This is a genomic window from Nakamurella sp. UYEF19, from assembly GCF_040546275.1.
Lineage (GTDB): Bacteria > Actinomycetota > Actinomycetes > Mycobacteriales > Nakamurellaceae > Nakamurella.
Map to the genome: position 1 here is coordinate 16,385 of NZ_JBEPNO010000006.1, position 19,908 is coordinate 36,292.

The following is a 19,908-nucleotide window of genomic DNA, read 5'->3' on the forward strand; positions in this document are numbered from 1 at the left end:
CGCTGTGCTGGTGCACGGCAACGAGAGCGACGTCCATGATCTGCGCAAAGAGATCGCACAGGTGTTGGCGACCGTGGGACTGGCCTTCTCGGAGGCCAAGACCAGAGTCGTTCACATGAGCGAGGGGTTCGACTTTCTGGGGTTCCGCATCCAGTGGCGCCGCAAGATGGGCGCGAACAAGTGGCACGTCTACACCTTCATCGCCGACCGGCCCGTCCGGTCGTTGAAGGCGAAGATCCGGGCCGCAACGAACAGGTCCTCACAGCAGGACCCGAAAGCGGTACTGATCCGGCTCGGCCAGATCATCCGCGGCTGGTCCAACTACTTCCGGCATGCGGTCTGCAAGCACACGTTCACCCGCCTCGCCCACTTCGTGTGGTGGCGGGTCGCGCGGTGGCTTTCGACATTGCATCGCTGGACCTGGACGGACTTCCGCAGACAATTCACCCGCCCCGATGGACGGTGGAAACCATTGTCAGCGGAAGGGATCAATCTGTTCGACCTCTCAACGGTCCCGGTCACCCGGTACCGATACCGAGGCGGGATCCCCACACCCTGGGCCCTGCAACAACCAGCCTGACGGCAGTCACCGTGGAGAGCCCGTTGCGTGGAAACACGCACGGCGGGTTCGGCGAGCGGCCTGGGGAAACGGATCGGGAGCAATCCCGACACCGCGCCCCAGGCCGACTCAACGAAGATCTTTTAGGCGACCTGCGTCTTGGCATCGTCGGCTGGCCGTTCGACGAGTTTGCCGTGGTGGAACGTCGCTCCGGCCCGAACCAGCGCCACCAGCTGCGGCGCGTTGACCGCCCGCCACCGGACCTGGGCGGCTTCGATCAGCTTGAACGCCATGGCCAGACCGGCGGCGCGGGAACCCGGCCCTTTGGTGACCTTGGTGCGGTGACGGACGGTCGCGAACGTCGACTCGATCGGGTTCGTCGTCCGCAGATGCACCCAGTGCTCGGCCGGGTAGTTGTAGAACTCCAGCAGCACATCCAGGTCGTCGATGATCTTCGCGACGGCCTTGGGGAACTTCGCGCCGTAGTCGATGGCGAACGCCTTGGCCGCGACCCTGGCCAGGTCGCCGTCCTCGGCGTTGTAGATGTCCTGCATCGCCCGGACCGCCGCCGGGTGAGCCGACTTCGGCAGCGCAGCAAGCACATTCGCCAACTTGTGGAACCAGCACCGCTGAGCCTTCGTCTCCGGGAACACGTCCTTCACCGCCGCCCAGAACCCCAACGCGCCATCACCCATCGCCAGCACCGGGGCCCGCATCCCACGGCGTTTCGCATCGCGCAGCAGGCCGGCCCACGACTGGCGTGGACTCCCGGTAGCCGTCGGTCAACGCGATCAGCTCCTTCTTCCCGTCGGTGCGGACACCGATCATCACCAGCAGGCACAGCTTCTCCTGCTCCAACCGGACATTCACGTGGATCCCGTCGACCCACAGATAGACGTAGTCCACGCCGGACAGGCTGCGGTCAGCGAACAACCGGGCCTCGTCCTGCCACTGCGTCGTCAGCCGGGTGATCGTCGCCGCCGACAACCCGGCCCCGGATCCGAGGAACTGCTCCAACGCCGGCCCGAAGTCCAGACTGGACAGCCCGTGCAAATACAGCAGCGGCAAAACCTCGGCGACCTTCGGCGACTTCCGGGCCCACGCCGGCAAGATCGCCGAGGAGAACCGTTGCTGCACAACGGTTTCTGGATCGACCCGCTCGTCGTTCACCCGCGGCGCCGCCACCGTCACATCGCCGGCGCCGGTGACGACCTGCCGCGCGGCGGCCGAGCCGTTGCGGACCACCAACCGGTGACCCGACTCGTCGACCTGGTCGGCGTGCGCGTCGATGTAGGCGGCGACCTCACCCCTGCAGCGCCGCCGCCAGCATCTTGCGGGCCCCGTCCCGAACGATCTCATCCAACAACAAACCGCCGACCTGATCGGTCGGCTTTCCAGCGTCCTGCGATGCAACTACCGCGAGCACGGACATACCTTCCCGACCGGCGTTGGCGCGCCGGCCTTTGCTTGAGTGCGGACCGGATCCATCAGGAGGTGCGTCCTCCCCGGCAGATCCACAGGTCTCAATTATTGCTCGGCGGCGCCGCGGGTGAACGACAAGCGCGTTGATCCGGAAACTGTTGTGCGGCAGCGGTTCTCCTCGGCGATCTTGCCGGCGTCGGCGCGGAAGTCGCCGAAGGTCGCCGAGGTGTTGCCGCTGCCGTACTTGCATGGGCTCTCTAGTCTGGACTTCGGGCCCGCGTTGGAGCAGTTCCTCGGATCCGGGGCCGGCCTGTCGGCGGCGACGATCACCCGGCTGATGACGCAGTGGCAGGACGAGGCCCGGGTGTTCGCCGACCGCAGCCTGTCCGGCGTGGACTACGTCTATCTGTGGGTCGAGGCGGATCCACGTCAACGTCCGGCTGGAGCAGGAGAAGCTGTGCCTGCTGGTGATGATCGGCGTCCGCACCGACGGGAAGAAGGAGCTGATCGCGTCGACCGACGGCTACCGCGAGTCCACCGAATCCTGGGCCGGGTTGCTGCGCGATGCCAAACGTCGCGGGATGCGGGCCCCGGTGCTGGCGATGGGGGATGGCGCGTTGGGGTTCTGGGCGGCGGTCAAGGATGTGTTCCCGGAGACGAAGGCGCAGCGGTGCTGGTTCCACAAGTCCGCGAATGTGCTTGCTGCGCTTCCGAAGTCGGCGCATCCGGCGGCGGTCCGGGCGATCTCATCCAACAACGAACCGCCGACCTGATCGGTCGACTTCAAAGCGTCCTGCGATGCAACTACCGTGAGCACGGACGTACCATCCCGACCGGCGTCGGCGCCCCGGCCTTTGCTTGAGTGGCTACTTGGGTCTATCGGGAAGGTACGTCCTCCCCGGTAGATCCACAGGTCTCAATCATTGCTCACAAGCAAATCGATGACTGCGTAATTCACGTCCTAGATGAGACGCACGGTTGGACCTGGACGGATGGGGTCTGGGTCGCCGATATTTGAGCGATTGGATCAGGTGGTCCCTGGTGAATGGTGCCGCTGTTCGTCGCCTTCCTGATACCGAAGCGGTCCACCTTCCAGCCCGTATGACCTGCATCATTGCTGACTGCGTTCTCCAGGGACACGCTGCTCGACATCGTCGACGACCCGAGGAAGCGCATACCTATCTACTACTTGACAGCGGCAAGGCCAGGAGAGCGGCGTAATAGGCTCGGGCACCTCCAACTTTTCTGCGCCAACATCAGCCGCGGACGACCTTGGCCATTAGAGCCGGTGGCAGGGAGGCTCCATCGCCGGCCGCGGCGTCTCCCGAGTGTCGGTTGTCAGGCTGCTTACATGGCTAGTGCGGGCAGCGACACTCCGGCCAGCCTGCGGCACAGCGACTCGTACCCGTCCGTTACCAGTTCCCAGTCGTACAACTTTGCCCGTTCCGAGGCCTGACCGCGGCGAACGTCGAGCGAGTCAGAATCGGCCTCGGCCGACTCCAACAGCGCGGTGAGGTCCTCAGAGGTCGAAAAATAGCGACCGGACTCGACAAGCACCTCGCGGTTGAAGTTGACATCGAAAGCGGCGGTCGGGGCACCGGCCCCGATGGCTCGCAGCAGCGAAGGATTGGTGCCGCCGACGGAGTGTCCGTGGATGTACGTGGCTGCCCCGGCGTAGAGCTGGTCGAGTAATTCCTGATCCCAGACCCCGCCCAGGAAACGAACCCGGCGGTCCGCGGCATCATGCACCCGGGCCGTGTACTCATCCGAGTATGGAGCCGATCCGACCACCACCAGCGGCAGTTCGGAATTGCTGGCCACATAGCCGCGGACTGCCTCTTCGACATGGTTCTCCGGTTCGAACCGAGCCACTATCAGATGGAAGCCAGCGGCGGTCAGGTCGAGCTCGGAAAGTCGGTCGGTCCGCCGATCCACGATCGGAGCGCCGTAAGCTATTAGGTCGGTGTCGGCTCTATGGTTGGCGGTGTAGTAGTCAGCAATGCCCTGAGCGTCGGCGATCAGCGCATCGGACCAACGGACCGACATCTTCTCGGCCAACCGGTAGTAGCGCCGCCCGGCCTTGCCCCACTTGGCCCGTTGCCACTCCAAGCCGTCGACATGGGTTGCGAACGGGATACCCCGAGCGCGCAGCAGGGGCAGTAACGGCGCGTTGGCGCAATTGAAGACGACGGCCACGTCGGTGCGGTGTCGCATCAGATGACCCGCCGATAGAGCGGTGTGACTCAGGGTCTCCAGCGAGCGCTTCTTCATCGCCGGAAGGTGGACGAGCGACATCCCTCGATACTCGGCCAGCCGCTCCGCACCTCTGGGCGAACGGCAGTAAACGACGACGTCGTGTCCGCGGTCGGCCAAGCGTCGGCCGACCTCTTCTACACAGGTCTCGAAACCGCCGTAACGCGCAGGGACGCCGCGGGTTCCGACCATGGCGATCCGCAGTGGACCTTCGCGACGGTCGATGCCTCGAGCCGCCGCCATCATGTGACGGCCAGGGTCGCCTTCGTCAGGTCGCCCTGAGATGGCGCCGGAACCGCCGAGGACTCGTACATCCGGCGAGCGCCGGCCGCAGCGGGTAGAGCCCGCGGCTGCGCCCGCTGGCCGGGCTTGGAGGCGGAAATCAACCCGACTACCAGCAGGCCAAGGCCGATGGATACCCAGGTCAATGTCCCGACTGACATGCCGAGAAGGACGCTGTGGTGCGTGGCGCTCAGACCGAGCGCGCCGTCGGCGGCGGCATCGGCATTCGACGCCTCGGACGCTGACGCAACCTCAGTCGACACTATGAGGGTGAACGCTGCGATCACGGTGACCATGAGTGACCGGCCAAACGCGAGGCGCATGTAGACATGCTGGGACATCGGGGAACCCCTTCAGCACTGCGGATTGTGCGCTGCTCTGGCTCAAAAGTGATCCCCGACGTCTCACCTTGGAGCTGCAGCCTCCCTCTGGAGTGCGCCAAATCTAACACTTAGTAACGAGAAGGCCAATACACGCATGCCAAATCGTGACATTTGCAGTCGTTCGGGTGAAAGTTGTCATTCCTTTGACTACAGCCAGCAGAAAATGCGCGCTGCGAGGACTCAACCCACCCGCTTCGGGCGACTCCCACGCAACAGCCACCCAGAAGGGTCATGCAGCCCGATCGGTGTACGGCGCGCAAACTCTAAACCGCACCCCGATGAACGGCGAGCGCCACGAAAGTGGCGGACATCGCACTCTGCGTCATCCCCAGCGCTCATCACCAGCAGCCGCACCCGGCCGTGACCCTCGCCCCGGTCGCACGTGGTCGGGAGGGCCGCAATATCCCTGTCATCCGGGTCAGGAAGGATCCCACCATGCCCAACGACGCCCGCGAGGCTTCAGCCGATCTGGCCGCACCGGCTGAGCCAGCGCACCCAGATTCCTCTACCGACCAGGCCGCCCAACTGCGTGCCGACGTCAGGCGGGTCGGAGACGTGCTGGGCCAGACCCTCCTGCGTCAGGAGGGTCAGGAGCTGCTGGACCTGGTCGAACAGGTCAGGGCGCTGACCAAGCAGGCCCAGGAGTCGGACACCCCAGCCGATCGCCTGGCCGCCACCGACCAGGTCAGGGCCATTCTCGCGGGCCTGCCGATCAAGCAGGCCACGTCCCTGGTCCGCGCCTTTGCCGCCTACTTCCACCTGGCCAACGCCGCCGAGCAGGTGGACCGGATCCGCACCCTGCGCAAGCGCCCGGCGGAGGAGGGCTGGCTGGCGCGCACCGTCGCCGAGGTGGCATCGGCTCTTGGCCCCGAGGAACTCGAGCGGTCGATCGCCGACCTGGACGTGCGGCCCGTGTTCACCGCCCATCCCACCGAGGCCAGCCGGCGGAGCGTGCTGACAAAGCTCCGCCGGATCAGCGACCTGCTGTCCACCGAGACCATGCCCGGCTCGACCGCCCGGGTCCGGCAGGATCGACAGCTGGCCGAGATCATCGACCTGATCTGGCAGACCGACGAACTCCGGCAGATCCGGCCGACGCCGATCGACGAGGCCCGCAACCTCCTCTACTACCTGCGGCAGATCGGCGGCGAGAGCCTGCCAGCCCTGATGGACGACCTGGCCGCCGAACTGGCCGGGTACGGCGTCACCCTTGACCCGGAGTCGGTGCCGCTTGCACTCGGCACCTGGATCGGCGGCGACCGGGACGGCAATCCCAACGTCACCGCCGCCATCACCCACCAGGTGCTCGCGCTGGACGGTCTGCTGGCCATCGAACTGGCCATCGCCGGGGTCGACCGCCTGATCGCCAATCTCTCGGGTTCCGTTGCCATCGTTCACGTGTCCGACGAACTGACCAGTTCCGTCGAGCAGGACCTGGCCCACCTGCCCGGCCTGGATCCGCGGGTCAAGGAGCTCAACAGCGCCGAGCCCTACCGCCTCAAGCTGACCTGCATGAAGGCCAAGCTGCTCAACACCAGGGTGCGTTTCGCGAAACGGAGCCCGCACGAGCCCGGCCGCGACTACGCCGAGCGCGCGGAACTGCTGGCCGACCTCGAGGTCATCGCCGACTCGCTCGCAGCCAACGGCGGCGAGCTGGCCGTCACCGGCATCGTGGCCACCGTCCGTCGCAGCATCGCCGCGACCGGCTTGCATGCCGCGACGATGGACATCCGCGAGCACGCCGAGGCCCACCATCACGTCGTCGGGCAACTGGTCGACCGGCTGGCCGAGCAACCGACGTCCTACGCCGAGCTCAGCCGCCCCGATCGGATGAAACTACTGTCGGCCGAACTGACCTCACACCGGCCGCTGACCTACCGTCCCGCACCGCTGGATGGCGCCGGGGCCAAGACCTTCTCGGTGTTCACCGAGATCGTCGACGCGCTGGACACCTACGGCCCCGAGGTCATCCAGACCTACATCATCTCGATGACGATGGGCGCCGACGACGTGCTGGCCCCGGCGATCCTGGCGCGCGAGGCCGGCCTGCTCGACCTCTACACCAGCCCAGGCGACTCCACCCGGAAACCATTCGCCCGCATCGGTTTCGCGCCGCTACTGGAGACCGTGGAGGAGTTGCGGAAGTCCGGCGAGGTGATCGACGAACTGTTGTCCGACCCCACCTACCGGGAGATCGTCCGGCTGCGCGGCGACGTGCAGGAGGTGATGCTCGGTTACTCGGACTCCAACAAGGACGCGGGCATCACCACCAGCCAGTGGGAGATCCACAAGACCCAGCGCGTCCTTCGCGACGTCGCAGCGCGCCACGGTGTCTCTCTGATCCTGTTCCACGGCCGCGGCGGTACCGTCGGCCGCGGCGGCGGGCCGACCTACGACTCGATCCTGGCCCAGCCACACGGTGTCCTGACCGGCGCGATCAAGTTCACCGAGCAGGGCGAGGTGATCAGCGACAAGTACGCCCTCCCCGAACTGGCCAGGGAGAACCTGGAACTCACGGTCGCCGCGGCCCTGCAGGCCTCCGCCCTGCATCGGGCCCCCCGACTGTCGGACGCGCAACTGGCTGCCTGGGACGAGGTGATGGAGACGGTCAACTCGTCGGCCTTCACCATGTACCGCACGCTGATCGACGACCCGGACCTCCCGGCCTACTTCCTGGCCTCCACTCCGGTCGAACAGCTCGGGTCCCTCAACATCGGTTCGCGGCCGTCCCGGCGCCCGGACTCCGGGGCCGGCCTGTCCGGGCTGCGCGCAATCCCGTGGGTTTTCGGGTGGACGCAGTCCCGGCAGATCGTGCCGGGCTGGTTCGGCGTCGGGTCCGGGCTCAGAGCAGCCCGCGATGCCGGTCACGACGAGCTGCTCGACGAGATCTACCGCAGCTGGCACTTCTTCCGCACCTTCATCTCGAATGTCGAGATGACCCTGGCCAAAACAGATCTCGAGATCGCCCAGCTGTACGTCTCGGCCCTGGTCCCGGAAAGGCTCCAGCATCTCTTCGAACTGATCAGGACCGAGCACGCCCTGACGGTGTCCGAGGTGCTGCGGCTCACGCACTCCACGGATCTGTTGGCGTCCCAGCCGGACCTGAGCCGGACGCTCACGGTTCGCGAGCCGTATCTGGCCCCCATCTCCTACCTCCAGGTGGACCTGCTGCATCGGATCCGCGGTCTCGAAGCCGGGGTGGAGACCGATCCGGAACTGCAGCGGGCGATGCTGCTGACGATCAACGGGGTCGCCGCCGGGATGCGCAACACCGGCTGACCCTGCCGTCACTCGGTACGGTGGCATCCCACCGCGCATCCCGAAGGAGAAGGTTCGGACTGCGAACGCCGTATCTCGACGACGATCGAACAAATGGGGAATGACGCATGACGAAGATGACCGTGATCGGCTGCGGCTACCTGGGTGCCGTGCACGCCGCCTGCATGGCCAGGTCCGGGCACGAGGTCATCGGGATCGACGTCGACGCCCCCAAGGTGGAGTCGCTGCTGGCCGGCAAGGCCCCGTTCTACGAGCCCGGCTTCGAGGACGTCCTGGTCGAGGCCCTGGAGAGCGGGCGGCTCACGTTCACCACCGATCTGGGGGCGGTGAAGGGCAGCACCGTGCACTTCGTGTGCGTCGGAACACCGCAGCGTGCGGGCGAGAACGCTGCGGACATGACCTACGTCGATGCCGCCGTCAACGGCCTCGCGCCCCACCTGTCCCCCGGCGACCTGGTCGTCGGCAAGTCGACCGTGCCGGTCGGGACGGCGGCGCGACTGGCGAGCATCGTCAGCGCCCACCAGAGCACGGCCCTGCTGGCCTGGAACCCGGAGTTCCTGCGCGAGGGATTCGCCGTCCAGGACACGCTCTCCCCCGACCGGCTGGTCTACGGACTGCCGCCGGCGCCGCACGCCGAGGTGGCGAAGGCGATGCTCGACGAGGTCTACGCCCAGCCGTTGGCCGCCGGCACGCCGCTGGTCACCACCGACTACGCGACGGCCGAGTTGGTCAAGGCCGCCGCGAACTCTTTCCTGGCCACCAAGATCTCGTTCATCAACGCCATGGCCGAGGTGTGCGAGGCCGCCGGAGCCGACGTCGCCCAGCTGGCCGACGCCATCGGGCACGACGTGCGCATCGGTCGCCGTTTTCTCAACGCGGGCCTCGGTTTCGGCGGTGGGTGCCTCTCCAAGGACATCAGGGCGTTCATGGCCAGGGCCGGCGAACTGGGAGCCGATCAGGCGCTCGCCTTCCTCCGCGAGATCGACTCGATCAACATGCGCCGCCGGGTGCGAATGGTGGATCTGGCCAGAGAGGTCTGCGGAGGCTCCATCGTCGGGCGCCACATCGCCGTTCTGGGCGCGGCGTTCAAGCCGAACAGTGACGACATCCGCGACTCGCCCGCCCTCAACGTGGCCGCCCAGATGCAGTTGCAGGGGGCGACCGTCACCGTGACCGACCCGGAGGCGCTGGCCAACGCCCGCCGGGTCTGGCCGAACCTGCACTACGCGGACACCGCGATGCAGGCGGCCGCTGGTGCCGACCTGGTGCTGCTGCTGACCGAGTGGGAGGAGTACCGGACCATCGATCCGGACGAACTCGCGACGGTGGTGGCCGGTCGGCGCATGCTCGACGGTCGCAATGCACTGGAGCCCACGCAGTGGCGGAATGCCGGCTGGACCTACCGCGCGCTCGGCCGTCCGTGAGCGCGGGAAGCGAGCCCGGGCCCGAGAGCTCGGATAGTGGCCTGGAGGCGACCACGTCGGCGGACACCAGTACCCCCGTCGAACCCGAAATGCCGGCCGTGCCCTCCGCCGAGTCAGCGGAACCGCTCCGGACCAGGCGGAAGTGGATCGGTCGAGGTCTCGCGGCTGTCGGCATTTTGATCATCCTCTCGGCCGCGTGGGTGGGATGGCGGACCTATCAGGCCTACCGCCACCTGAATGCCGCGGCCTCGGAGGTGGCGTCATTGCAGGGGCAGATCAAGAACCTCGACGACATCGACCTGGTGAAGGCCCGCAGCGCTGTCGACGGCCTCCGGAACGAGTCGGCCGGAGCGGTGAGCGCCACCTCGGATCCGCTGTTCTCCCTGGCGAAGCACCTTCCGTGGGTCGGCTCGAACCTGAAGGCGATCTCGCAGGTGGCGTCGATCATGAACGGACTGGCCGACAACACTGCCCCGGCACTGCTCGACGTCGCGACCACGGTGCAGCCTTCGGCATTGGCGCCGCGCAACGGAATCATCGACGTGGCACCGATCGCAGCAGCCGCCGGCGCCCTGCAGAAGGCGGATGCGCAGGTGGGCTCCGCCCTGCTGGCGGTGTACGCCATCGACCGCAGTGATCTCGTCGGTCCGCTGGCACGGGCGGTGAATACGTTCCAGGAGAAGCTGATCTCGCTCTCCGGGTCCACCAGCAGCGCGGCCCGCATCGGCAGGCTCGCACCGGCGATGCTCGGCGCTGACGGCACGCGTCGTTATCTGGTTGTCTTCCAGAACCTGGCCGAAGCTCGAGCGACCGGCGGCATCTTCGGGTCGTACGCCCTGCTCACCATCGACCACGGCAAGCTGACGATCGGCGGTCAGGGCTCATCGAGCATCGATCTCGGCACCTACGATCCGGCGCTCCCACCCAGGGCCAATCTGCCCACCGCGCTCTACGGGACGCTGCCCAACACCTACCCGACCGACGTCAACCTGACGCCGGACTTCCCGACCGCCGCCAGTCTCATCACCGCGATGTACGCCGACCGCACTCACGTCCAGCTGGACGGCGTCCTCGCTCTCGACCCGGTTGCGCTCTCCTATCTGCTGCAGGGTGCCGCTCCGATCGAGATAGGGCACGACCTAAGGCTGACCTCCTCGAACGTGACGTCCATCCTGCTGTCCAGGGCCTACAAGCTGTATCCGGGGTCCAAGGACGCGAAGGCCCGAGACGCCTTTTTGGCCGAAGCGACGTTGCGGGCGTTCACCTCGGTGACGAATTCTCCGGCCAACGCGAAAGTCGCCCTGCGCGGTCTGACGAAAGCTGCTGTACAGCACCGGCTTCAGCTGTGGAGCACCCACCCTTCCGAGCAGAAGGACCTGATCGAAACCGATCTGGGCACCGCGTTACCTTCCAAGGATGGGGCGATCCCGACCATCGGGGTCTTCCGCAACGACGGCACCGGCGGAAAGCTCGGCTACTACGCATCCGGCTCTGCCTCGCTGACGGCCGGATCCTGCGTTGCCGGCAGTCAGCGCCAGCTGACCCTGACCGTCGACCTGAGCTACGCCGCGCCGAGCAGCGGTCTCCCCGCATACGTCCTCGGCTATCAGAAGGCCGGGCCCTACGTGCTCCGAACGAACCTTCTGGTCTTCGCCCCGCTCGGCGGCGACATCAGCGCCATCACCGTCGACGGGGTATCACTGCCAGTCACCTGGGCCACCGAGTCCGGACGCAAGGTCGGGACCGTGACCATCGATCAGAAGCCCGGCCAGAAGACGGTCGTGGTTGCGAGGATGAGCGCATCCGCGGCGTCGTCGGTGGCCACGCAGTTCACCCCTCAGATCGCCATCACCCCAGGTGTGACGACGTGGAAGACCACTGCGGCGAGCTTTCCGGCCTGCTGATCATGATCGGTCGTTCACTCGAACCCACCCTGAAGGGTGGCGGCGACCACTCGGACGGGTTGTTTTGCATCAGTTCATCACGAAACCATCACGTATCGTGACAGGATTCTCCGGGTTGGCCCTAGGATAAGCCCGAGCGCGTCCATAGGTGGGTAGCGCAGCAACCATCAGGAGATCATCATGTTCCGCAAAATCGCAGCTGTGCTCGCCCTCGCCGTTGCTGCCCTGTTCCTGTCCTTCGGCGTTGCCTCAGCGGCCCCAGCGGCCGGCGACTACCCGCCGTCGTCCGTGACCGCTACCTCTCAGTCCGTCCTGCCGACCTCGCAGTCCGTCCTGCCGACGACGTCCGCGGTCAATCCGCCATCCACGTCCATCTCGGTGCTGGGCACCAGCCAGGACGTGGCCGGAAACCTGTCCTACACGGGCTCCGGCATCAACGTCGGCCTGTTCGTCCTCGTCGGCGCGATCGTCCTGCTCCTCGGCGTTGCCCTGCTGATCGTCGGCACCCGGATGACGCGTAGCAAGTCCGCTCGCCACATCTGAGAGCAGCTGCTCCTACGACAGCCCGATGGCGCCGACGCACACCGCGTCGGCGCCATTGCTGTCTCCGCCGGCTGTTTCCGGGGCCGCTCACACGCCCCGGGTGGCGGGCACCAGGTTGTGCAGGAGCTGCTGGCAGAACTCCAGCAGTGGCAGATCCCGCAGGGTGTCGGCGGCCAGGCGATCGGATTCGGTCGGCGGCCGGATCGTCAGGGTGTTCGTGAGCTGCCGGTACTTCGAACCCGGATACAGCCGGGCGGCCCGCATCTGCGCCGACTCGGCCAGCACCAGCGGTGAGAAGCGCAGGCCCTGCGGCCCGAGGGCCACCTCGGACACCCCGGCCTCACGGCAGATCTGCCGGAAAGCCGCGACCGCCAGCAGGTTCTCGGACTCGGTTGGCAACGGGCCGTACCGATCGACCAGCTCCGCCCTCACCGCCGAGATGTCCTCCGCGCTCGAGGCGCCGGCGATCTTCCGGTAGGCGTCGAGGCGCAGGCGCTCGGAGGGGACGTAGTCGTGCGGGATGCTGGCGTCGACGGGCAGCTCCACCCTGACCTCCAGCGCCTCCACTTCCTCCTCGGCGCTCTCCTTCTCACCCGGTGCACCACTGGCCTTCTTGAAGGCGGCCACCGCCTCACCGACGAGGCGGATGTACAGATCGAAACCGACGCCGGCGATGTGCCCGCTCTGTTCGGCACCGAGAATCGAGCCGGCGCCACGGATCTCGAGATCCCGCATGGCCACGGCCATGCCGGCGCCGAGATCGGAGTTCTGCGCGATGGTGGCCAGCCGGTCGTGCGCGGTCTCGGTCAGCGGCTTCTCGCTCGGGTAGAGGAAGTAGGCGTAGCCGCGCTCGCGCCCACGACCCACCCGCCCGCGCAGCTGGTGCATCTGCGACAGGCCGAGAATCTCGGCGTGGTCGACGATCAGGGTGTTGGCGTTGGAGATGTCGAGCCCGGTCTCGACGATGGTCGTGCAGATCAGCACGTCGGAGGAACGGTCCCAGAATCCGTCGATCACCTTCTCCAGCCGGTCCTCGTTCATCTGTCCGTGAGCGACGGCGACGCGCGCCTCCGGCACCGCCTCGCGAATCCGCCCGGCCACCGCATCGATGTCGGAGACGCGGTTGTGGACGAAGAACACCTGGCCGTCCCGCAGCAGCTCCCGCCGGATCGCAGCGGCGACGAGCTTGTCATCGTAGCCGCCGACGTAGGTGAGGATCGGGTGGCGCTCCTCCGGCGGAGTGAGGATCGTCGACATCTCGCGGATGCCGGCCAGGCTCATCTCCAGGGTGCGGGGAATCGGGGTCGCCGACATGGTCAGCATGTCGACATGCGCACGTAGCGCGGTGATGTGCTCCTTGTGCTCGACACCGAAACGCTGTTCCTCGTCGACGATGACCAGCCCGAGGTCCTTGTAGCGGACGGTCGGCTGGAGCAGCCGGTGGGTCCCGATCACGATGTCGACGCTGCCGTCGGCCAGGCCCTTGATGGTCTGGGTGGAATCGGTCGCCGAGGTGAAGCGGGACAGCCCGCGAACCGTCACCGGGAACGCCGACATCCGTTCGCCGAAGGTCGACAGGTGTTGCTGGGCCAGCAGCGTCGTCGGCACCAGGATGGCAACCTGCTTGCCATCCTGGACGGCCTTGAACGCGGCCCGCACGGCGATCTCGGTCTTGCCGTAGCCGACGTCACCGGAGATCACCCGGTCCATCGGGACAGCCTTCTCCATGTCGGACTTGACCTCGTCGATGGCTGCCATCTGGTCCGGCGTCTCGGTGAACGGGAAAGCGTCCTCGAGTTCGCGCTGCCAGGGGGTGTCCGGGGCGAAGGCATGGCCGGGGGCGGAGGCTCTGGCCGCGTAGAGCTGCACGAGCTTGGCGGCGATGTCGCGGACGGCCTTGCGAGCCCGGCCCTTGGTCTTGGCCCAGTCCGCTCCGCCGAGCTTGTTGACCGTCGGGAGCTCGCCGCCGATGTAGCGGGACAGCAGGTCGAGGGCATCGGTCGGCACGAAGAGCCGGTCACCGGGGTGGCCCCGTTTGCTCGGCGCGTACTCGACCACCAGGTACTCGCGGACCGCGCCGCCCGAGGTGCGGCTGACCAGGTCGATGTACTTGCCGATGCCGTGCTGGGCGTGCACCACGTAGTCGCCCGGCTTCAGCGCGAGCGGGTCGACCATGTTCCGGCGCCGCGACGGCATCTTCGTACTGCCGGCCGCGGCAGCGGTTCCCCGGGTGCCCGTCAGGTCCGACTCGGTGATCACGGCGAGCCCGGACCCGGTGATGATGAACCCGTCCTCCAGCCGGCCGCGGGCGACCGTCACCATCCCCGGCTGCGGTAACCGATGCATGGTGTCGCCGGTGACGACGACGGCGAGGTCGGCCTCGGACAGGCGCTCGGCCGCCCGGGCGGCGGTCCCTGCCGCGGGCACCACCACGACGGTGATCCCACCGCCGGCGGCGCGTTCGGCGGCATCGTTGATCGCCACTGCGATCTCGCCCCGGTAGGACGGTGCAGCGACGACGGCCGCGCGACTGTCGAGGTCTTCATCGCGGAGATGGTCCGACTCGTCAGGGATGTCGACCCCGAACGGAGCAATTCGCCACAGCGGCAGCTCCTGGTCCCGGATCAGGTCCTGCACCTCGCCGAGCGAGCGATAGGCGGACTCGGCCAGATCGATCGGCGCCTTGCCTCCGGTGGCCGCCGCCATCCAGGACGCGGCCAGGAAGTCGGCGCCCGTGCGCACCAGGTCCTCGGCGCGGGTGCGGATGCGTTCGGGGTCGGCGAGCACCACGTGCGTGCCGGCCGGCAGCAGCTCCGGCAGCATCGTCAGGCGTCCGGGGACGAGGACCGGGATCAGTGCTTCCATGCCCTCGACGGCGACACCGGCGGCGAGTTTGCCGAGCATCTCGGCGAGGGTCGGGTCGCCGGTTCCGCCGGCCGCGAGCAGCGCCGCTCGTTGGCGTACCTCGGGCGTCAGCAGGATCTCGCGGCAGGCCTGGGCGACCACCGTTGCGGCCTCGTCCCTGTCGGCGCCGGTGTCGTCCGTGTCGATGGCACGCTGGTCGGTGACCGCGAAACGGCGGATGTCGGTGATCTCGTCGCCGAAGAACTCGATGCGGACGGGATGGCTGTCGGTGGGGGGGAACAGGTCGAGAATGCCTCCGCGAACGGCGATCTCACCCCGCTTCTCGACCATGTCGACCCGGGTGTAGGCCAGCGTGACCAGGCGGCCCACCAGTTCCGACAGGTCGGTCCAATCGCCGACCCGCAGGACCACCGGAGCCAACTCCCCCAAATCCGGAGCCATCGGCTGGATCAGCGAACGGATCGTGGCGACGATGACCGCCGGAGAGCCGGCCGGGTGCTCCTCGGGGTGTGCGAGCCGGCGCAGGGTGGCCAACCGCTTTCCCACGGTATCGGCGCGCGGTGACAACCGTTCGTGCGGCAGGGTCTCCCACGACGGGAAGATCATCACGCGGTCGTCGCCGATCAGGTCGCCCACCGCGCAGGTGGCCACCTCGGCCTCGCGGCCGGTCGCAGTGACCAACAGCACCGGGACCCCGGCGCCGCCGGCCGTCTTCGCGGTGGCCAGTGCAGCGGCGAGGAACGGCCGGATGCCCGCCGGCGCGACGATTCGCTGGGAGGGCGACCCGGCAGCCGCCACCACGTCCCGAACGGTTCCGGTGGCCAGCACGGCGGCGAGAAGCCCGCTCAGCACCGGACTCTCGGGTGCATCAGCGGGTTGGTGCTGGTTCACCCGAGCTGCCGATACCGGCTTGTTTGCCACCTGCTGTGCCACTGGTACTCCCCTTGGGTCTGTCGCCGGACCAGGCCAAGGTGGCCGGCCATCACCGACGGGCCGGGTGACCGGCACGCCAGAAAACCCCCGGCCGACGTGGCACGGGGGTGACTGGGTCCAACAGTACCGCCGACGACCAGCAGTGCGGTGGGCCGAAGGGACGGGTCAGTGCCCCATCTCACCGGCGGTGGCCTGGATACGGGCGAGGCGCTGGGGGTTGGACCACCGGACCTTGGTGGCCCAGCCGAACTTCTCGAAGAACCAGATCGCCCTGGCCGAGATGTCGATCTGTCCGCGCAGCACGCCGTGGCGCGCGCAGGTCGGGTCGGCGTGGTGCAGGTTGTGCCAGGACTCCCCGAACGAGAGGAGCGCCAGCGGCCAGAAGTTGGCCGACTTGTCGCGGGCGGCGAACGGTCGTTCGCCGATCATGTGGCAGATCGAGTTCACCGACCAGGTGACGTGGTGGAGCAGTGCGATGCGGACGAGTCCGGCCCAGAAGAACGCCGTGAGCGCGCCGTGCCAGGACATGGTGATCAGTCCGCCGGCCACACCGGGGCCGAAGATGGAGAGCAGGGTCCAGACCCAGAAGTACTTGTTCTGCCGGACGATGTCCTTGTCCGCCAACAGATCCGGAGCGAAACGCTGCTGGTTGGTGCTGTCCCGGTCGAAGATCCAGCCCATGTGGGCGTGCCAGAAACCCCTGGCCAGCGCCGGCACCGAGGTGCCGTACAGCCAGGGCGAGTGCGGATCGCCCTCACGGTCGGAGAACGCGTGGTGACGGCGGTGATCGGCGACCCAGATGATCACCGGCCCCTGCGCGGCCATCTGTCCGGCCGCCGCCAGTGCAATCTTGAGCGGGCGGTTGGCCTTGAACGATCCGTGCGTAAAGTAGCGGTGGAAGCCAACCGTGATACCCATTCCGGAGATGACGTAGAAGACGGTCGCGATTGCTAGATCGGTCCAGCCCAGTCCCCAACCCCAGGCGAACGGCACTGCCAGCACGACGGCCAGCAGGGGGATGAGGGAGAAACCGTAGACGGCGATCTGCGCGGCGATGCCGCGTTCGCCGTCGAGGATCGGCCTCGGCCCGACGGTCGTGCGGGGAGCGGCGACATCTGCGACCGGGCCGGCCAGCACTTCAACAGACTGCGGAGGGGTCACAGGTGCTCAATCTTCTCGGGCCGCAGGATAGAACCGGAAGGAATCCGTCTGCGGCGGTGTAGGTGGAACGCTACCGGGTGGAACGTCAGGGCGTCATGAACTGCAATCGGTCTCTCACCCCGGTGCGGGGCGTGGGATGATGTTCTCCGCAGCAATCCGCCGTGGTGTAACGGCAGCACCTCTGATTTTGGTTCAGATGGTTCAGGTTCGAATCCTGGCGGCGGAGCGATGGTCGGCGGCTAGCATCGCCGTGGGCGCAGCAGGTCGGGCGCACCCGGACCCACCGCCGCGCAGCCGCCACAGGAGGAATCACCGATGCCGGATCTTCGCCCTTCCAGTGCGCCGACCGCCCCCGTCTCCTGGGTGATCGTGTTGGCGGCCGGCTCCGGAACCCGGATGCGGTCCGTCCTGCCGAAGGTGCTGCACCCGATCGCCGGGAAGCCGCTGCTGTGGCACGCGCTGACGGCGGCGGCCGCGTTGGAGCCGGATCATCTCGTCGCGGTCATCGGCCACGGCCGGGAGCAGGTGGGCGCCTACCTCGCCGAGCAGCACCCCGACGTCGACCAGGCGGTCCAGGAGGAGCAACTGGGTACCGGACACGCGGTGCAGAGCGCCCTCCCGGACGGCGCGGATGTCAACGGAACGGTGCTGGTCACCTACGGCGACGTTCCCCTACTCACCGGCGAGACCCTCGGCCTGCTGGCCGCCGAGCACGAGCGGGCCGGGAATGCGGTCACCGTCCTGACGGCGCTGGTGGAGAACCCGACCGGCTACGGGCGCATCGTGCGGGACGCCTCCGGCGCCCTCGCGGGCATCGTCGAGCAGAAGGACGCCGACGAGGGCGAGCGTGCCATCAAGGAGATCAACTCCGGCGTCTACGCCTTCGACGGAACGGTACTGGTCGACGCCCTGAGCCGACTGACGCCGGCAAATGCCCAGGGCGAGCGCTACCTGACGGACGTGGTCGGGTTGGCCCGTGCCGACGGCCATCCGGTCGGCACACTGCTGGCCGCGGACGCCGCGGAGACCGAGGGGGTCAACGACCGGGTGCAGCTGGCGGAGTTGAGCCGGCAGCTGAACGCCCGGCTGATCCGTCGCGCCCAGCTGGCCGGCGTCACCGTCACCGATCCGGCCACCACCTGGATCCACGCGGACGTCCGGATCGGCACGGATACCCAGCTTCTCCCGGGCACGTCGCTCGAGGCCGGCACGGTGATCGGCTCGAACTGCGTCATCGGGCCCGACACCACCCTGTCGGCCTGCGAGGTTGCCGACGGCGGCTCGGTCGTGCGTTCGCACTGCTCCGGCGCGACCGTCGGACCGGGGGCAACGGTCGGACCGTTCTCCTACCTCCGTCAGGGCGCCGTGCTGGCGGCCGGCGCCAAGGTCGGCGCGTTCGTCGAGATCAAGAACTCGACGATCGGCCCGAAGGCCAAGGTGCCGCACCTTTCGTACATCGGCGACGCCACCATCGGCGGCGGCACGAACATGGGCGCAGGGTCCATCACGGCCAACTACGACGGCGTCCACAAGTTCCCCACCGTCATCGGCGAGAACGCGTTCATCGGGACCGACTCCACCCTGATCGCCCCCGTCACCATCGGGGACGGCGCCTACGTGGCCGCCGGATCGACGGTGACCAGCGATGTCGCGGCCGGCGACCTGGCCGTGGCCAGAGGACGCCAGCACGCTGTGAAAGGGTGGGTCCTGCGACGCTTCTCCGGGAGTGCGAGCGACCGTTCAGCCAGAGCGGCCGGCGCGACCGACCGGGCCGTGGCACCAGCATCGGACGAAGCCGCCGCGACAGCCTCGTAAGACTCCGACGTCGATCGTCAGCGAAGAGGACCCCACCGCGTGAATGCCATCTTCACCAACACCCGCAAGAGCATGCTGCTCTTCTCCGGCCGGGGGTACCCGGAACTGGCCGACGAGGTGGCCAAGTACCTCGAGGCGGAGGTCACCCCGCAGTCGATCTACGACTTCGCGAACGGCGAGATCTTCGTCCGCCCCGAGCTGTCCGTCCGCGGCACCGACTCGTTCATCATCCAGTCGTGCGGCGTGCCCATCAACAAGTGGGTGATGGAGACGCTGATCATGATCGACGCGCTCAAGCGTGCGTCGGCCAAGCGCATCACCGTGGTCCTGCCGTTCTATCCCTATGCCCGTCAGGACAAGAAACACCGTGGGCGCGAACCGATCTCGGCCAGGCTGATTGCCGATCTGCTGAAAACGGCCGGTGCCCACCGCCTGATGACGGTCGATCTGCACACCGACCAGGTCCAAGGTTTCTTCGACGGTCCCGTCGACCACCTCTTCGCCCAGCCGCTGCTCACCGAGTACATCTCGGCCAAGTACGGCACCGAGGATCTGACCGTCGTCTCGCCGGACTCCGGACGGGTGCGCACCGCGGAGCGGTGGGCCAACCGGCTCGGCGGGGCGCCGATCGCCTTCATCCACAAGACCCGCGATCCGTCCAAGCCGAACTCGGTGAAGGCGAACCGCGTGGTCGGCGAGGTCACCGGCCGGACCTGCATCGTCGTCGACGACATGATCGACACCGGCGGCACCATCGCCAAGGCGGTGCAGGAGATCATGCACGCCGGCGCCGAGAAGGTGATCGTCGCGGCCACCCACGGTGTGCTGTCCGATCCGGCAGCCGAGCGACTGAGCACCTGCGGAGCGGTCGAGGTGGTGCTGACCAATACCCTGCCCATCCCCCACGAGCATCACTTCCCGCAGCTCACGGTCCTCTCGATCGCCCCGCTCCTCGCCCGCGCCATCCACGAGGTCTTCGAGGACGGGTCGGTCACCTCGCTGTTCGACGTCTGATGTCGTTCGACGTCTGATCCGCATCGACGCCTGATCGCCGCCGCGGCTTCCGGGCTTGACCCCACCGCTAC

11 protein-coding genes, 1 tRNA gene and 2 pseudogenes are annotated in these 19,908 nt (G+C 67.5%); 9 read left to right on the top strand and 5 right to left on the bottom strand.

The features are described from left to right. The first annotated feature begins 4 nt into the window (after positions 1-4). Positions 5-580, top strand: a complete 576-nt coding sequence (locus tag ABIB25_RS29210) for a group II intron maturase-specific domain-containing protein (RefSeq protein WP_502919793.1) — start codon at positions 5-7, stop codon at positions 578-580. 122 nt (positions 581-702) lie between these two features. On the opposite strand, the pseudogene ABIB25_RS10980 reads toward ABIB25_RS29210, so the two are convergent. Then, positions 703-1,985: pseudogene (locus ABIB25_RS10980) on the bottom strand (IS256 family transposase). 114 nt (positions 1,986-2,099) lie between these two features. Between ABIB25_RS10980 and ABIB25_RS10985 the strand changes: the two are divergent. Further along, positions 2,100-2,727 (top strand): annotated as a pseudogene (locus ABIB25_RS10985) (IS256 family transposase); the annotation flags it as partial. Positions 2,728-3,328: 601 nt separating this feature from the next. Here ABIB25_RS10985 and ABIB25_RS10990 read toward each other — a convergent pair. Both ABIB25_RS10990 and ABIB25_RS10995 read right to left on the bottom strand, forming a co-directional pair. Beyond that, positions 3,329-4,477 carry a DUF1972 domain-containing protein gene (locus ABIB25_RS10990; protein WP_354528489.1) on the bottom strand — a complete coding sequence of 383 codons (1,149 nt, stop codon included), beginning with the start codon at positions 4,475-4,477 and terminating at the stop codon, positions 3,329-3,331. Further along, on the bottom strand, positions 4,477-4,857 hold the full coding sequence (locus tag ABIB25_RS10995; RefSeq protein WP_354528490.1) for a hypothetical protein: 381 nt from the start codon (positions 4,855-4,857) through the stop codon (positions 4,477-4,479). The genes ABIB25_RS10990 and ABIB25_RS10995 overlap by 1 nt, the downstream gene beginning before the upstream one ends. 477 nt (positions 4,858-5,334) lie before the next feature. Between ABIB25_RS10995 and ppc the strand changes: the two genes are divergently transcribed. The 4 genes from ppc to ABIB25_RS11015 all read left to right on the top strand — a co-directional run bounded on the left by ppc (position 5,335) and on the right by ABIB25_RS11015 (position 12,049). Further along, entirely contained in the window at positions 5,335-8,178 is a 2,844-nt protein-coding gene (gene ppc / locus ABIB25_RS11000; RefSeq protein ID WP_354528491.1) for a phosphoenolpyruvate carboxylase, read from the top strand. Between the two features lie 107 nt (positions 8,179-8,285). Next, entirely contained in the window at positions 8,286-9,602 is a 1,317-nt protein-coding gene (locus ABIB25_RS11005) for a UDP-glucose dehydrogenase family protein (RefSeq protein WP_354528492.1), read from the top strand. Then, positions 9,599-11,506, top strand: a complete 1,908-nt coding sequence (locus tag ABIB25_RS11010) for a DUF4012 domain-containing protein (RefSeq protein ID WP_354528493.1) — start codon at positions 9,599-9,601, stop codon at positions 11,504-11,506. The genes ABIB25_RS11005 and ABIB25_RS11010 overlap by 4 nt, the downstream gene beginning before the upstream one ends. Before the next feature lie 180 nt (positions 11,507-11,686). After that, positions 11,687-12,049: a hypothetical protein gene (locus tag ABIB25_RS11015; protein ID WP_354528494.1), complete on the top strand. Its 363-nt coding sequence runs from the start codon at positions 11,687-11,689 to the stop codon at positions 12,047-12,049. Positions 12,050-12,136: 87 nt separating this feature from the next. On the opposite strand, the gene mfd is transcribed toward ABIB25_RS11015, so the two are convergent. Then, positions 12,137-15,805 carry a transcription-repair coupling factor gene (gene mfd / locus ABIB25_RS11020; protein WP_502919797.1) on the bottom strand — a complete coding sequence of 1,223 codons (3,669 nt, stop codon included), beginning with the start codon at positions 15,803-15,805 and terminating at the stop codon, positions 12,137-12,139. 207 nt (positions 15,806-16,012) lie between these two features. Beyond that, positions 16,013-16,981: an acyl-CoA desaturase gene (locus ABIB25_RS11025; RefSeq protein WP_354528675.1), complete on the bottom strand. Its 969-nt coding sequence runs from the start codon at positions 16,979-16,981 to the stop codon at positions 16,013-16,015. Between the two features lie 182 nt (positions 16,982-17,163). Between ABIB25_RS11025 and ABIB25_RS11030 the strand changes: the two genes are divergently transcribed. From ABIB25_RS11030 to ABIB25_RS11040, 3 genes are all read left to right on the top strand, one after another. Beyond that, positions 17,164-17,234, top strand: a tRNA-Gln gene (locus ABIB25_RS11030). 89 nt (positions 17,235-17,323) lie between these two features. Continuing rightward, a complete protein-coding gene (gene glmU, locus ABIB25_RS11035; protein WP_354528495.1) occupies positions 17,324-18,823 on the top strand; it encodes a bifunctional UDP-N-acetylglucosamine diphosphorylase/glucosamine-1-phosphate N-acetyltransferase GlmU in 1,500 nt (499 codons plus the stop codon). Positions 18,824-18,862: 39 nt separating this feature from the next. Then, the gene (locus ABIB25_RS11040; protein ID WP_354528496.1) at positions 18,863-19,837 is read left to right on the top strand and encodes a ribose-phosphate diphosphokinase; all 975 of its coding nucleotides are present in this window, start codon (positions 18,863-18,865) and stop codon (positions 19,835-19,837) included. Positions 19,838-19,908: the final 71 nt, after the last annotated feature.

Coding starts and splice junctions, on each gene's coding strand:
- ABIB25_RS11015 (WP_354528494.1), top strand. CDS start 11,687: ATGTTCCGCAAAATCGCAGCTGTGCTCGCCCTCGCCGTTGCTGCCCTG.
- ABIB25_RS11005 (WP_354528492.1), top strand. CDS start 8,286: ATGACGAAGATGACCGTGATCGGCTGCGGCTACCTGGGTGCCGTGCAC.
- ppc (WP_354528491.1), top strand. CDS start 5,335: ATGCCCAACGACGCCCGCGAGGCTTCAGCCGATCTGGCCGCACCGGCT.
- glmU (WP_354528495.1), top strand. CDS start 17,324: ATGCCGGATCTTCGCCCTTCCAGTGCGCCGACCGCCCCCGTCTCCTGG.
- ABIB25_RS10995 (WP_354528490.1), bottom strand. CDS start 4,857: ATGTCCCAGCATGTCTACATGCGCCTCGCGTTTGGCCGGTCACTCATG.
- ABIB25_RS10990 (WP_354528489.1), bottom strand. CDS start 4,477: ATGGCGGCGGCTCGAGGCATCGACCGTCGCGAAGGTCCACTGCGGATC.